This is a genomic window from Candidatus Nanogingivalaceae bacterium (assembly GCA_015257795.3).
Taxonomy (GTDB): Bacteria; Patescibacteriota; Saccharimonadia; order Saccharimonadales; family Saccharimonadaceae; genus Nanogingivalis.
In genome coordinates this window covers 149,474-164,025 of record CP072208.2, presented here as the reverse complement: position 1 = coordinate 164,025, position 14,552 = coordinate 149,474, and the positions used below count along the sequence as shown (strand labels likewise).

Below are 14,552 nucleotides of genomic sequence, written 5' to 3'. Positions count from 1 at the left end.
AACATTAAACCGATTATATCATATTTTTATAAAAAAGCAAAATATTTTAAACTTTCGCACATTTAAAAACGAGACCCTGTTATAAGTCTCGTTTTATTTTATATTACCTATCTGGTAATTATTTTTGAATTCTAACTTTGCAGTTTTTAAACCTTTTTAGGGTTACAAAACCCGCCAAGCTAACAACTACAACACTAGCTATTGTTAAAAATATCACTTGATAGTTCACGGCAGTTGTTTTGTTTCCTGTATTCGGCGCTTTAATCGCCTGTCCTTTAGCGGATTCGCCCGCCTCGTTTTTGGCCACATCTTGTCGATTTATGGAAGCTCCTTGTGAGCTATTTGGATCACTGACCAATTCTGCTTTTTCTGGTGCACCCGTTGGGTATTGAGTTCCAGGTATGAATTTCAAACCCTTATCATACGCTGCTTTCCAGTCGGCATATGTAGCTGTTCGTGATTCATTTTTAGCAACCTTGTTATTATCCCTGCTAATTGAGAATTCTGGCTTAACATCATTTTTTGAAAGATATAAGAATTGACTGGCGAAACGATTATCTACAAATGAGCCCATTACAGTTTCAGTTCCGTTATCAGATTTAGTGTATGCACGAGTTGTTCCACCACCATCAAGCATGAAGGCATTTTTAATATTTGAAACACCCGTTTGATTAATCAAGTTCATTATTTCGTTATGGTTTAAACCTGTCTTTGTTGAGGTGTGGCCATCAACCACAAAAACTGCTTGCAAACCATTGTTGAATTCCATAAAAATTGTTCTAGCATTTTTTTCATTTGGATCACCGTGCCACACACTACTTTGACCAAAAGTTGAATCGAGAACTCCATTTTTTACGATTGGTGAAAATGCGCCAATATTCCAACCTTTATCACCCATCTTTTGAAAGATTTTCGAAACTTCCGAGTTACTCAAGTTAGTAACTTCGACATCACCTTTACCATCCGAGTATATAATTCCATTTTTTCCTAGCCCAAGCTCTCGTTGTGACCAACCATTATCAGCATTTTCAAGTTGCCAAAAACCACCTGTAAAAATTACTGGCGTATTGTGGATTTTAGCCTCATTTAAGATATTGTCTTTATTCCAAGGTGCAGTGTAATTTTGATTAATCTGCGCTTGTGTTATACCTTTTTGCAGCTTATAAGAACCGTTTTTATTCCAGGAGATTGTAGTAAAATTTAAGTTATCTATCTTTCCTCTTACAACAGAAATCTCTTTATCTATAGTTTCTGTTGAAGTGATAGTTAAAAGGCCTTTATCTTCAAGCACTTTCGTAAAATTCGATACTTCGGCAGCAAAAGCACTACTACTAAAACCGAGCGCTATAATTGAATATGCGCCAAAAACCATAAAAAAATAACTAAGTATATTTTTTATTTTCACTTTATTTTCTCCCTTTTGAAATTTATTTTAAAACACTTATGCTTACATTCTATCATGTATATTCATACTTTTCAAGCACTTTTTTAAAATCAAATAAAAAACAAGGCTTTCATAACCTTGTTTTTACCAAAAGTTTAGCCGCGTTTTAGTGAGCGTTTAAATCTTGCCATAATGCCAGATTTACCAAGACGTGGATTTTTTTCTGTTTTATAGCGACGAATTTGACCATCTAGTTTAGCTTCAACAATGTCAATTGCAGCTAAAACGTTTGAACTTTGATCTTTTGCAACTAGAGTCTTATCTGGCACATCAACAATTGCTTCAACTTCATATTTATTGTCGTGAGCACCGTTAATTTGCGAGATTACAACACGCGCTGATGCTGATTTTTTAGCATGGCGTGGTAGATATTTATCTAACTTACCGATGTGTTTTTCTGCATATTTTTGTGTAGTTTCATCAACTTCGTATTTGTTTCCTGTAATTTCAATTCGTGAAATCATTGTATAATCCTTTTTTGTTAGTTTACAGCTCCATATTAGCATAAACATTTCATTTTGTCAAGAAAAATAACCCGTCCTACACGAGTTATTCAAAAAATTCAACGAGTTTTTTCAACTCATTTTGGTTATTGCCTGTAAAATTTGTGGCGTTTTCTAAGAGAAGACCGTTGTTCTTATCTGTTTCACCATAAAAAATTGCAGGCGCAGATGAAATACCTTGCCCTTTTAAGAAGTTAATTACATCTTCATCGTTTTCAATATTGATTTCTATAAAAGGAATCTTTTTATTATCTAGATATCTCTTAACCATTCTACACTGAACACAATTAGGCTTAGTGTATACGTAAACTACTTTAGCCATATAAATCACCTCTTTCTACTCTGGCTATATTTAATATTATAGCATAAGCAAAATAAAAAAGCACTATATTTAGTGTTGTAAAATTTACAAAACGCTATATTTAGTGCTTATTTTATCTTTTTAGATTCGTTCGCGATTATTCATATATGGTCGAAGTACTTCTGGAATAACAAGATCGTCACCATCTTGGAAGTTTTCGATAGCTGCAACAAGACAGCGAGCAAGCGATACCGCAGTACCATTCAAAGTGTGAACAACCTGCAAATCACCATTTTCACGACGCACACGAATATTCAAGTTTCGCGCCTGATAATCTGTACAGTTTGAACAGCTTGTAATTTCGCGATAAGCTCCATCAACTGGACTCCAATATTCAATATCGTATTTCTTTGAAGCTGGTGCGCCCAGGTCGCCACTCGCAATATTAATCACACGATAAGGAATGCCAAGGTCTTGATAGATTTCTTCCTCAACCGCTAAAATCTTCTGGTGCGTTTCAACACTTTGTTCAGGTAGAGTATATGCATACATTTCAAGCTTGTTAAACTGATGAACACGGAAAAGCCCACGCGTATGTTTACCGTAAGTTCCCGCTTCTTTTCGATAACACGGTGAATATCCAGCATAGAAAATTGGTAAATCTTTTTCGTTTAAGATTTCACCAGCGTGATAACCAGTTAGTGACATTTCAGCTGTAGCAATTAGGCTTAAATCTTCACCTTCAATAAAATATTCATCACTTTGATCGCTCGATCGTGGAGCAAAACCAGTTCCGGTAGCAACTTCACCGTTCACCATGTGTGGAACGGTCATGAAATTAAAGCCCTTTGAAATTAATTTATTGAGTGCAAACTGATAAATCGCATTCTCAAGAAGCGCTAAATCACCCTTTAAGAAATAGAATTTTGTTCCAGCAACTTTTGATCCACGTTCGAAATCAACCCAGTTCTTTTTATTTGCGAAATCAAGATGATCTTGCGCACCCTTACGGCTTTCGAAAAGTTCTTCGCCCCAAGTTTTAACTAGATCATCTTCACCTTCTTTACCGATTGGCACATCGTCTTGAAGAATATTTGGAATTCCGTTCAAAGCTGTTGAAAGTTTTTCATTAAGTTCACGGTATTTCTTTTCGATTTCAGCAAGCTCTTCTTTAATTTTTTTACCTTCAGCAATTTGTTCATCGCTTGGTCTTCCGCCAGAATTTTTCATTGAAGAAGCGATTTGGTTGCGTCGTGTGCGAAGTTCATCAATCTGAGCTGTAAGAGTTTTTCTTTCGTCATCAAGCGCAATTACAGCTTGAATATCGGCATTTTTATAACCTTTATTCAGTGCGTCCTTCTGCACACGCTCGGCATTTTCACGGATAAATCTAATATCTAACATAAACTAATTTTACCACAGTTCTTCTGAAATTTTAACCCCTTTTTAATTTGACTTTATTAACATAAAATTGTATAATATAAAAGTATTTCGTTCTTTAAAACTTTTTTACTTTCATGAATAGAATCTTAACTACTTTTCGAAAGTAAAATTCCAGTAAAAATCCAGGAGGAATTTTCTATGACAAATTCTGTTAGCAAACCCTTAGCTCGAACAGCCGAACTAGAAAAACTACAAGAAGAGTATATGCTAATTTTAGCTGAAATTGTCGAATATATCTGTAAAAATCTAGGTCAATCAATTGAACGACAAACTGTTCCAGAAGGACATTCTGATTTTTGGAGGAAATATTCCACAAAAATTAGTATCCCAAAAGCCATAGCACTTGAAAAAGGCTACGGAAATGGTAAATTCACCGAAGTTCGCAGGAATGTTAATAGTAAGTTTCACATTTATGAAGAATATGAAGCCGAAAAAGATGGTGTAGATCAGATCGTCTTTCTAATAGCACCAAAAAGTGTCCTAAAACTAGACAGACCTACCGAAAGTGCTCTACACTATTCTAAGATAGCCTTAGAGGAGGTTAAAAAACATATTAAAAAGCTTTCGAAAGATGAATATAAAAAGCTCCGTGAGCAAATTTATGTTAACGGAATAATTGAAATTCCAATCATTTTACCTAAGCGCACTAAATTAATCCCTTTACAGAGACATTTAAAACGATACCCTAAAATATTTAAAAATATCGTTGGTTTTCGAAGACCGCACGCTAATAGCGAAATTCGTAAACAAGGTTATAATTTATACGCTCAAATAAATAGGCTGGATTTTTAACCTTAAAGCCCCGATTAAGCTCGGGGTTTTTACTTGACTTTTTACTGTTAAGGAAGTAAAATTATATTATAAATTACACTATCCCTATCCTGGGAAGCACTTTAGAAAAGGAGGCATTGCTTATGTCTAAAAGAACCTTAACAAGCGGTGAACGTATTCAAAACGCCCGCGATATCTCATCTGTAGCTTATCACAATGAGCTATCAAAAGTCGTTCGCGAGGCTTTTAAAAGCCTTCCTGATGCTGAAGTTAGAAGACTTGTTAACCTATGCTCTATTGGAAGAAGTTGTATTGTTGAAGTTCCACTTAGTGAGACTTTCAAAAAAGAATATGTCTACGATATCAATAATGTCATAAGTATGAGTCCGTTATTTAAATCTATTCAAAGAATTGATTTTCTAATAAAAGAAAATGAAGGATTTGCACGGATTTGGCTTCATGGTAATATTCGAAAATTTTTACCAAAAAATCATACATTATATCGTTCCTAGAAGCTCGCGGTCAACACACCCTGTCATTTTTTGGCAGGGTTTTCTATTGACTTTTTTTATTTTTTATGTTATTATAGTTATGTTTTAAAGCAAAAATCAAAAAAGGAATCAAATGAAACAAAAAACTACAAAAAAGATACTTAATTATTTTGACCCGATTTTTAAGAAAAATTTCAAATTGAAAATTGAAAAAGGAATCTCGAAAGACGCAGAACTTAAAATTACCCTTCCCGAAGAAAAAAATTTCTTTCGCGGTGTTAGTTTTAGCGAAAATGTTAGTTTGAAAAAACTCGCAAACGGCAATTGGATTAAAAATCTACACGCTAAATTTGGTGAAGGTGCTGAAGAGCTTTTTGGAATTGATGAAATTAACGAAGAAAGTGATTTAGAATCTCGCGACGTGCGAATTATTGCTTTTGTCGAAAAAAGTTTAGCTTAATTCTCTTTCGAAAATAATAAAAACCCGCCAAGATTAGCGGGATTTTATTTTTAGCAAAATTTATTCGTTAACACCAAGTTCGATTCGTGAGAATTGGCGAACAACAATATTTTCACCGAGTTTCGCAACAGTTTCTTTTAAGAATTGTTCAACTGTTTTGCTGTCATCCATGATGTAAGCTTGTGAAAGAAGAACTTTTTCAGCAAAGTATTTCTTTACTTGACCTTCAACAATTTTAGCAGCGATATCGGCTGGCTTGTTTTCTTTAGCAACGCGCTCTTCAGCTTCAGCTTTTACGCGAGCGATTTCTTCTTCAGGAATATCAGCTTCGCTAGCATAAATTGGAGCCATAGCAGCAATTTGCATTGCAACTTGGTGTGCAAAATTCTTGAAATCTTCTGTTCGCGCAACAAAGTCGGTTTCACAGTTAACTTCAACAATAACACCAATTCGACCACCGTGAACATAAGCTTCAACCAAACCTTCACGAGCTTCACGATCACCCTTTTTCTCAGCCTTTGTTAGACCTTTTTTGCGAAGAGCTTCAAGAGCTTTATCAAAATCGCCATCAGCTTCAACAAGAGCTTTTTTAGCGTCAGTTAAACCAAGACCTGTTAATTCTTTAAGTTTCTTAATTTCTTCAATAGAAACAGCCATGTTTATCCTTTCGAATTTAGAAATTATTTATCAGCTTTAGCTTCTTTAATAGCTTCAATAGCGTAATCCAAAAGCAATTTAACACCTTTAATAGCGTCGTCATTGGCTGGAATTACATAATCGATTCCTTCTGGGTTAACGTTTGTGTCAACAATCGCAACAACTGGAATATTCAAAGTTTTAGCTTCTCGAATTGCGTTTGCATCAGCAATAGCGTCAGTTACAAACAAAATTCCTGGGCGACCCATTAGATCTTTGATTCCACCGTATTTTGTGTTCAAAGATTCGATTTCTTCAGCATATCGTTGAACTTCAAGTTTTGAATAGCGTTTTGCAAGTTCACCACTTTCCATTCGTTTTTCAAGAGTTTTTAGTTTCTTGATTTGTTGGTTAATTGTTGCTGAGTTTGTAAGCATTCCGCCAACCCATCGTTCAACAACGTATGGTTGATTTACACTTTCTGCAGCTTCACGAACGGCTTCTTTAACTTGTTTTTTAGTTCCAACAAAAAGAACTTTTCGACCACCTTCAACTGCTTTTGTGATAGCTGGAAGAGCTTTTTCAAGACCTTCAACAGTTTTAGTTAGATCGATAATGTGGCTATCTTGACGCTTGCTGTGAATGTATGGCGCCATTTTTGGGTGCCAGCGTGAAGTTTTGTGACCAAAATGAACGCCAGCTTCAAGCAATTGCTTGATATCAACTTTTACAGACATTTTAACTCCTTTGTCTTCATTTTTGGGGTTATTTTCGAAATTACATTCGAAAGGAATTCTCCCAAAAATTGTTTCATTAATTTATATACCTTCTTAGTTTAGCATACGCCATTAAAAAAATCAAGAATTACGCTTTCGCCTTTCCCTAAGAGCTTGCATATATTTTTGAACTGGTGGCATTGCTTTGAGCATATCTGAAATATCTTCATAAGCATTTCCATCGGCTTTGCGTTCCTTAACATATTTATCAGGTAGACCACGGTTCTGCGATGCGTAATCTTCTGGTTTGTATATTAACATACCCATATTAGTTTTTTCGCTCGGCGTTCCATAACTATCCACCGGAACGTCTGGCGTAAAGATATCATCAATATAAACACGGTTTTGGCGATCGGTTGCCATTGACCAACAAATATTATCACCCTTTTCACTGCTTGCAATGAATTCCTCGATTCGGATATTTCCATTATCTTTAAAATATCTAGCATCCGGTTTTCGATTGAAATCTGGGACCATTCCCGATCTCTCTAAAGCTGAAAATTTTTTCTCAGATTTAACAAAATAGTAATCAAATTTTTTAGCATATTCTTCTTCTGAAAGCATTTTAGATGAATCACGAGTTCGGCCGTATTGTTTTATTTCCATGAAATCTTTAAAATCTTTTGTCAGATGTTGCCGAATTCTATTCCATTCTTCATCTTTAAACTCATGCTGTTTTTCTGAAAATTCAAATTTTTCCGAGTCTTCAGATGGCTGTTCTTTTAAATTTCTAACAAATGTTACTAACGACGAAGCGGCTATTTGAAGACTACCGCGTGGAGTCTTCTTTCCTGATAGATCGCTAAGAATCTCATAAACTCTTGGGTCAAGCTTACCAGATTGAACATAGTGCTTATTTGGATCCCACTCATTACCTTTTATCCACCTAAACTCTTCCATACCCGGAGCACTTTTAAATTGGTGATCACTTCCAGATTCCCTAAAAGCTCGGGTTTTCATGACACCATCTTCATCTTTAACAATTGCACCCATGCCCTCATACATAGCATTAAAAAACTTAAAATTCAAGCCGTCAATGTTATATTCTTGAACCAAAACCTCGTTTCCAGATTTAGAAAAATCTATCTTATCTAAAATATCACCTTTTAAAACTTGATCGATATTATTTTTAAGAAATTCCCTTCTTTTTTCAAGCTTACTAGAGCTTCTGCCTTCGTGATAAGCCCAAAGATAATTCTCGAAAAGTTGTTGTGCGGCTATTTTCTTAAGTGCATTAGATTTTTCCTCTTCTGGGTTTATTCCTAAAAAGTTATAACTGCCATCTGGGTTTTTTTCGACATTTTTAACGGTGTATTCGCCAATTTTTTCGAAAGATCTTTCCCTTTTTTCGTTATCTTGAGAATTTTCTAAATTTTTTGGCAAATAATCAGCAACATCTTCCCAGCCGGTTTTTACATTTTGATTTTGATTCAAATTTTTATTTAGGGATTCTTTATTCATAAGCACATTATAAACCCTCTTTAGTTTTCAATCAAGCATTAAACAACAAAAAAACTACCTCCAAAACGAAAGTAGTTTTTGATATATTTTAGAAATTAACTAAAACTTTTTTAGAACAACCACTGAAAGAGCTGTTAGCAACATAGCGACAAAGCTAATTGTTATAAGTTCAAAATTGTTATTTTTTTCACCAGTATTTGGAGCTTTTAAAGAATCTTTATTTTCTTTAGCGATTTCTGGGGCCGCTAATTGAGGTTTATTTTCTGGTTTAGCTGGCGCGTTGGCCGGTTTTTCATTTGACGGTTTTTCAGGGCTATTTTGCGGAACGTTAGTATTAGGCTTGTTTTCTTCAGCAGCCTCTTCTTTACCAGAATTTTCATTGTCGTTTTCAGGTGTAACAGGAGTTTCAGGAACTTCAGGAGTAACAACACCAAAATGATCAGCTATCTCTTTTTCCGCTAGTTTAATGCGATCCATTACCGCATTTTTACTGGCATCAGTAAGTTCTGCCAAATACTCAGCAAGATTGGTCTTATATTCGCTCATCATCGTCTTCGCTTCTTCATAAGAACTAGCCTTTTTTGCATTCGCAGTAACTATCGCTATTTGCTTATCAATAGTTACCAGATATATGCGCTCTTCCTCTTCCGGGGATAAAGCATGAGCGTTCATACCGTTGGGCAATATAGCTATTCCAGCGACAGCAAAAAATGCAATTATAGCCGAAATAATTACTTTATTTTTCATAAAACTCCTTGTTTTTTACTATTTCCAAGTCAATAATATATTATATTTAGAATAATTGCAAGCATTTCTATTCGAATCTTCAGTTAAATCTTTACGCTAAAAAATATTTGCCTTTTTTGTTTTTTTCTGATAAAATAGGAAAGTTATGAAAAAGAATTTACATCCAACCAACTATCGCCCTGTCGTATTTAGCGACGAGGTGGCTGGATTTGCTTTCTTGACTCGCTCAACAGCAGATTCAAAAGAAACTATCAAATGGGAAGACGGCAACGAATACCCACTTGTAAAAATGCACATCTCAAGTGCTTCTCACCCATTCTTCACTGGTGAAGAAAAAATCATCGACACCGAAGGTCGTGTTGATCGATTCAAACGAGCACAAGAAATGGCTGCTGCTCGTAAAGAAGCCTTGGCAAACAAAGCTAAAAAACAAGCTGCTGAAAAAGCTAAAAAAGCTGAACGATAATTCGTTTAAATATAAAAATCTCGCATTTGGTTGCGAGATTTTTTATTATTTAGAAGTTTCTTTCAGATATTTTTCGAAATCTTTAATCAAACTATTTTCAATCATCATTTTATTTAACTCATTGTAACTTTTTAGCCAGCTTTCATTATCTCCAAACCGACCAACCCCGACAGGAAGCTCAAGCTCTGCAGCTAAATCAAAAATATCTGAAAATTTTTCATCAAGATTTTTTGATAAAAGAAAATTAACAATTCTATAAGTCTCTTTTATTTTTTTGCTAATATCATTCATAATAATCCCTTTAAAAATAAAAATGCTTATTAGCGCACTCGCCAGTCAATCGGTGTTTCGCCATTTTGTTCTAAAAATTTGTTCGCTTTCGAAAACGGTTTTGAGCCAAAAAATCCACGGTGCGCCGAAAATGGTGAAGGATGCGCGCTTTCGATTTTAAGTTGTTTTGGATTTGTTATTCGAGCGCCAACTTTTTGCGCATGCGCTCCCCATAAAATAAACACTAGTGGGTGTTCACAATCATTCAAAAAATCTAAAACGTGTTCCGAAAACTCCATCCAACCAAAATTCGCATGGCTCGCAGGTTTACCTTTTTCAACACTAAAAGAAGTGTTTAACAACAAAACACCCTGCTCCGCCCAAGATTCCAAAAAACCATTATCGGCTGGCTCAATACCTAAATCGCTTTGAAGCTCTTTGTAGATATTTTGCAAACTTGGCGGAATTCTAACACCTTTTTTAACCGAAAAACTCATTCCGTGCGCCTGCCCAACACCATGATAAGGATCTTGACCAATAATCACAACCTTAGTTTTTTCAAGCGGACATTTTTCGAAACAAGAAAAAATCTCTTCTCTTACCGGAAAAATCTCTTTCGAAACACGCTCGTGTTCAACTTTTTGCCACAGCTTTTTAAAATATGGCTTTTCAGCTTCGTTCTCAATAAATTCACGCCAAGAGGTTATTTTCATATCAAAATATTATCATAACCACATTCTTTTTTCAACACTTTAAATTCAAGCGATTTTTTGGTATAATACTTTTATATGCCAAAAATTGATTTAAATCTTGATAAACTTAAAACTGAACGAGAAGAAATTCAGGCTTTTTTAAGCGAGCCGAATGCTTATTCTTCGCCAGATTTTTCAGCTAAAAATAAACGTTTCACTGAACTTGAAAAAATTATTGAAAAAGGTGAAATGCGCGAAAATCTTGAAAAAAACCTTGAGGAAGCACGTGAGCTTGTTAACCTCGAAACAGGTGAACTTGCTGAACTCGCCAAAATGGAAATTACCGAAAACGAAGAAAAACTTGCCGCACTTGAGCAAGAGCTTTTCGAAATGCTTCTACCAAAAGACCCGAACGATGATAAAAACGTGATCGTTGAAATTCGTGCTGGAGCGGGTGGTGATGAAGCTTCCCTTTTTGCAAGCGAACTCTATCGCATGTATTTGCGTTATTGCGAACAAAACGGCTTGAAAACTGAGCTTTTGAGTGAATCTGCTAACGATGCTGGTGGATATAAAGAAGTTGTTTTCGGCGTTAAAGGCGATGCCCCTTATTCTAAATTAAAATTCGAAAGTGGCGTTCATCGCGTTCAACGAATCCCAGCAACAGAATCTCAGGGACGAATTCACACTTCAACCGTAACTGTAGCTGTTCTGCCTGAAGCCGAAGAAGCTGATATTGAAATTAATCCGAACGATTTACGTATTGATGTTTACCGTTCTGGTGGTCATGGCGGCCAAAGTGTGAACACAACCGATTCTGCGGTGCGAATCACACACTTACCAACTGGAATGGTGGTTACAAATCAAGATGAAAAATCACAAATCAAGAATAAAGAAAAAGCTCTCGGTATTTTGCGCGCCCGACTTCTTCAAGCTAAAATTGATGAAGAGAATGCTAAACTTACCGCTGAACGGCGCAGTTTGATCGGTTCTGGCGATCGATCTGAAAAGATTCGAACTTACAACTTCCCGCAAGACCGCATCACTGACCACCGAATTGGTTATTCACGAAGCAATATTCCTGCCGCAATGAATGGCCAAATTTCTGACATTGTTGATCATTTGCAGGCTGCCGAACTAGAATTTTTGGCTGCAAACGCCTCGGAAAACAATTAATTCTATGCACGAAACAGTTGAAACTTGGCTGAAAAAATCAGTCAAAAAACTTAAAGACGCTGAAATCACCAGCGCACAACTTGATACCGAATTAATCTTGGCGCATGTTTTAGGTGTTGAACGGACTTTTTTGCACGCGAATCCACAAAAAAAGCTTTCAAAAACTCTGGTTTTTCACGCTAATAACTTTTTGAATAAACGAATTAAACGCGTTCCGCTTGCTTATATTTTTCGAAAAAAAGATTTTTTTGGCCGAACTTTTTTTGTGAATGAAAATGTTCTAGTTCCTCGCCCCGAGACCGAAACACTAATCGAAATTACACAAAAAACACTTCAACCAGATGATGTTATTCTAGATGTCGGTACAGGTTCAGGAATTATTCCCGTAACCCTAAAAGCTGAATGTGGTGAAAAAGTTGAAGTTTTTGCGAGTGACATTTCTCTACAAGCTCTCGCTGTAGCAAATCTGAACGCAAAAAAGCTTTTAAACCAAGAAATCCCTCTTTTCGAAAGCAATTTATTAGAGAAAATCCCATCAGATATTCTTTCGAAAATCACAATTATTACCGCAAATTTGCCTTACGTTAATCGTGATTGGGTTGACTTTGAAAAGAATAACGAGCTACATCATGAGCCACAAATTGCGCTTTATGCTCGAAAAAACGGGTTAGAACTTATTTTTGAGCTATTATTCCAGGCGCAAGATTTACCAAAATTAAGAAAAATTATTCTTGAGGCCGACCCGTGCCAATTTGAAGAAATTGAAAAATATGCGAACAGTTGCGGTTTAGTTAAATCAAAATCTGAAAACTACACAATCGTTTTAGATAAAAAATAATACTAGAGTAATAACCCTAGTATTATTTTTTATTTTTGGTATTCTTCAAGTATTACTGAAGTTGTTTTTTCTTGACCGTTGCGAATGTATGTAATTTGAACTTTATCGCCAACATTCTTTTCGCCAATCAAAGAACCTAAGCTGGTATTTTTTGAAACTTCTATCCCATCAATCTTAGTAATGACGTCACCCTCTTGAAGACCTGCTTGTTGCGCTGGGCTATCTGAAATTATAGCATTTCGACTACGAACGCGTGATTTGATCAAAGCACCTTTCGAAACAGTAAGTTTATATTCCTTTTGAATTTGTGGAGTCACTGCTACATAATTAGCGCCCAAATATGCACGTTTTGGAGTTTCACCCCTGCTAATTGATTTTAGCATCCCTTTAACAGAAGAAATTGGAATTGCAAAACCAATTCCCTGACCGCTTGAAGCTACGGCAGTATTAATTCCAATAACTTGACCCTGTGCATTCACTAATGGTCCGCCAGAATTTCCCGTATTAATTGCGGCATCTGTTTGAATCATATCTGTTAACATCTCCTTATTTGAACCAGCACCATCTGCAGCGACAACAGTTCGACCAACACCAGAAATAATTCCGCTCGTAACCGTACCGTCGTATTCACCAAGAGCATTACCAATCGCAATTACCTGTTGGCCAATATTTAGTTTTTTCGAATCACCAAGTTCAGCAGCTTTAAGACCTTTTGCGTTCGAAATTTTTAATATTGCAATATCATTCAAAGGATCAGTCGATACAACTTTTACGTTATCATAAGAGTTCCCGTCACTCGTAACAACTGAAATTTCAGAAGCTTTTGAAACAACATGCTTATTTGTTAAAATATATCCGTTTTCACTAACGATAATCCCCGTTCCAGCACTAGCCGTTTCAACCGATGAACTAAAATATCTTAAAGACCTTTGGCTTTTTCCAACAATCGAAACTACGCTTTGCGAAACTCTACTCGCAACCGATTCGATCGAATTCGAATCAGACTGTTTTGAAAAACTTGAATTCTCATTGCTATTTGAAAAATTAATTGACGCACCTTGATTTATTTTCGATCCAAATATTGAAAATAACTGAAAGATACCAATTGTACCAAAAACCAATGTAGTTAAAACAACCGCTATGATAATTTGGTTTTTTGAATTATTTTTCGTTTGCAGTTCTTTTGTTTGTAATTCGTTATCTGGTTTATTATCCATTTTTCCTCCTCATTTTCTAAATTAGCTTTTCGCAACTGGAATTGTTGAAAAGAATATTAACAGCGTTAAAATCAAAATTGTAGCAAAAATAATTTCCGGTAAAAGCTCTTTTATATCTTTCTTCTTCTCTTCTCCGCTATCCAAAACATCAAAAGCAACAAAGCTCAAAACTGTTAAAATTATCGCAGCCTGTGGAATAACAAAGTTAAAATATGGTGCAAGAAGAATCCTGTAGCCGATTACCAAAAAATTAAAAATCCATGCAAATTCAGCTAAAATCATTCCCCAAAATAAGCTTAAGATCTCAATATTTTTATTTACGCGAGAAGATAGAATATGACGAAGAGTAGCATACCCAAGCAAGAAAGCAGCCACGAAAACTGGAATTTCGCCCCAAGCGTAAGTTATAGAATATAAGGCTGATAAACCGAAAAACACTGTTAATAATGCCTGAATCTTCATAGAGTTTTCAGATGAGTGCGGTTTAATTATTGTTAGCCAAAAAATATAAACTGCAAGCAAGAAACCTTGCGAAATTATATAATCAACACCCGTTGAAAACATTAGAATAACTAGGCTTAAAGAGAAAATCAAGTCTACAAGATTTGATTTTACGTTTGCAAGCCAAAACCTTGGTCGAACCGCAAAAGTTCGCCATTTACTAATAAATACTAACAATATTGCAACCCACGGCGTTTTTGTAATGTAAATTGAAAGCCATATGGTTACCGCTAAAATAATATTTAGAAAAATATGTGCAATACTTCCCCAAAAAGAATTCTTTTTCGAAATTTTAATAAAATCCATACTTCTTTCATTATATCACACATTTCAAAAAATAACCATAATTGAAAAGCTTC

Annotated in this window: 18 protein-coding genes; 6 read left to right on the top strand and 12 right to left on the bottom strand. The window is 35.4% G+C overall.

All coding sequences use genetic code 11. From position 1 onward, the window contains the following. Positions 1-118 precede the first annotated feature (118 nt). From HXK94_000900 to serS, 4 genes are all read right to left on the bottom strand, one after another. Positions 119-1,372: a phosphodiester glycosidase family protein gene (locus tag HXK94_000900; GenBank protein ID QTI96445.1), complete on the bottom strand. Its 1,254-nt coding sequence runs from the start codon at positions 1,370-1,372 to the stop codon at positions 119-121. Between the two features lie 167 nt (positions 1,373-1,539). Then, entirely contained in the window at positions 1,540-1,908 is a 369-nt protein-coding gene (gene raiA, locus HXK94_000895; protein QTI96444.1) for a ribosome-associated translation inhibitor RaiA, read from the bottom strand. A gap of 85 nt (positions 1,909-1,993) precedes the next feature. Further along, entirely contained in the window at positions 1,994-2,269 is a 276-nt protein-coding gene (locus HXK94_000890) for a hypothetical protein (protein ID QTI96443.1), read from the bottom strand. 120 nt (positions 2,270-2,389) lie between these two features. Beyond that, complete coding sequence (serS, locus tag HXK94_000885; GenBank protein QTI96442.1) at positions 2,390-3,652, bottom strand: serine--tRNA ligase; 1,263 nt, start codon at positions 3,650-3,652, stop codon at positions 2,390-2,392. Positions 3,653-3,829: 177 nt separating this feature from the next. On the opposite strand from serS, the gene HXK94_000880 reads away from it, so the two are divergent. The 3 genes from HXK94_000880 to HXK94_000870 all read left to right on the top strand — a co-directional run bounded on the left by HXK94_000880 (position 3,830) and on the right by HXK94_000870 (position 5,413). Continuing rightward, complete coding sequence (locus HXK94_000880) at positions 3,830-4,483, top strand: hypothetical protein (protein QTI96441.1); 654 nt, start codon at positions 3,830-3,832, stop codon at positions 4,481-4,483. Positions 4,484-4,605: 122 nt separating this feature from the next. Next, positions 4,606-4,974, top strand: a complete 369-nt coding sequence (locus tag HXK94_000875) for a hypothetical protein (GenBank protein ID QTI96440.1) — start codon at positions 4,606-4,608, stop codon at positions 4,972-4,974. A gap of 112 nt (positions 4,975-5,086) precedes the next feature. Next, positions 5,087-5,413: a hypothetical protein gene (locus tag HXK94_000870; protein ID QTI96439.1), complete on the top strand. Its 327-nt coding sequence runs from the start codon at positions 5,087-5,089 to the stop codon at positions 5,411-5,413. Positions 5,414-5,473: 60 nt separating this feature from the next. Here HXK94_000870 and tsf read toward each other — a convergent pair whose 3' ends face one another. From tsf to HXK94_000850, 4 genes are all read right to left on the bottom strand, one after another. Beyond that, on the bottom strand, positions 5,474-6,070 hold the full coding sequence (tsf, locus tag HXK94_000865; GenBank protein QTI96438.1) for a translation elongation factor Ts: 597 nt from the start codon (positions 6,068-6,070) through the stop codon (positions 5,474-5,476). A 23-nt stretch (positions 6,071-6,093) separates the two neighbouring features. Further along, complete coding sequence (rpsB, locus tag HXK94_000860) at positions 6,094-6,786, bottom strand: 30S ribosomal protein S2 (GenBank protein ID QTI96437.1); 693 nt, start codon at positions 6,784-6,786, stop codon at positions 6,094-6,096. A gap of 120 nt (positions 6,787-6,906) precedes the next feature. Beyond that, complete coding sequence (locus HXK94_000855) at positions 6,907-8,286, bottom strand: hypothetical protein (GenBank protein ID QTI96436.1); 1,380 nt, start codon at positions 8,284-8,286, stop codon at positions 6,907-6,909. A gap of 99 nt (positions 8,287-8,385) precedes the next feature. Beyond that, a complete protein-coding gene (locus HXK94_000850; GenBank protein ID QTI96435.1) occupies positions 8,386-9,033 on the bottom strand; it encodes a hypothetical protein in 648 nt (215 codons plus the stop codon). 145 nt (positions 9,034-9,178) lie between these two features. Between HXK94_000850 and HXK94_000845 the strand changes: the two genes are divergently transcribed. Beyond that, the gene (locus tag HXK94_000845) at positions 9,179-9,499 is read left to right on the top strand and encodes a type B 50S ribosomal protein L31 (protein ID QTI96434.1); all 321 of its coding nucleotides are present in this window, start codon (positions 9,179-9,181) and stop codon (positions 9,497-9,499) included. Positions 9,500-9,544: 45 nt separating this feature from the next. On the opposite strand, the gene HXK94_000840 is transcribed toward HXK94_000845, so the two are convergent. Next, complete coding sequence (locus HXK94_000840) at positions 9,545-9,790, bottom strand: hypothetical protein (protein ID QTI96433.1); 246 nt, start codon at positions 9,788-9,790, stop codon at positions 9,545-9,547. Between the two features lie 29 nt (positions 9,791-9,819). Further along, complete coding sequence (locus HXK94_000835; GenBank protein ID QTI96432.1) at positions 9,820-10,482, bottom strand: uracil-DNA glycosylase; 663 nt, start codon at positions 10,480-10,482, stop codon at positions 9,820-9,822. Positions 10,483-10,557: 75 nt separating this feature from the next. Here HXK94_000835 and prfA point away from each other — a divergent pair, with 75 nt between their 5' ends. Together prfA and HXK94_000825 are read left to right on the top strand one after the other, a co-directional pair. Continuing rightward, positions 10,558-11,637, top strand: a complete 1,080-nt coding sequence (gene prfA, locus HXK94_000830) for a peptide chain release factor 1 (protein ID QTI96431.1) — start codon at positions 10,558-10,560, stop codon at positions 11,635-11,637. Between the two features lie 4 nt (positions 11,638-11,641). Beyond that, positions 11,642-12,475: a peptide chain release factor N(5)-glutamine methyltransferase gene (locus HXK94_000825; protein ID QTI96430.1), complete on the top strand. Its 834-nt coding sequence runs from the start codon at positions 11,642-11,644 to the stop codon at positions 12,473-12,475. A gap of 29 nt (positions 12,476-12,504) precedes the next feature. On the opposite strand, the gene HXK94_000820 is transcribed toward HXK94_000825, so the two are convergent. Together HXK94_000820 and HXK94_000815 are read right to left on the bottom strand one after the other, a co-directional pair. After that, positions 12,505-13,692 carry a trypsin-like peptidase domain-containing protein gene (locus HXK94_000820; GenBank protein ID QTI96429.1) on the bottom strand — a complete coding sequence of 396 codons (1,188 nt, stop codon included), beginning with the start codon at positions 13,690-13,692 and terminating at the stop codon, positions 12,505-12,507. 21 nt (positions 13,693-13,713) lie between these two features. Beyond that, on the bottom strand, positions 13,714-14,499 hold the full coding sequence (locus HXK94_000815) for a hypothetical protein (protein QTI96428.1): 786 nt from the start codon (positions 14,497-14,499) through the stop codon (positions 13,714-13,716). Positions 14,500-14,552: the final 53 nt, after the last annotated feature.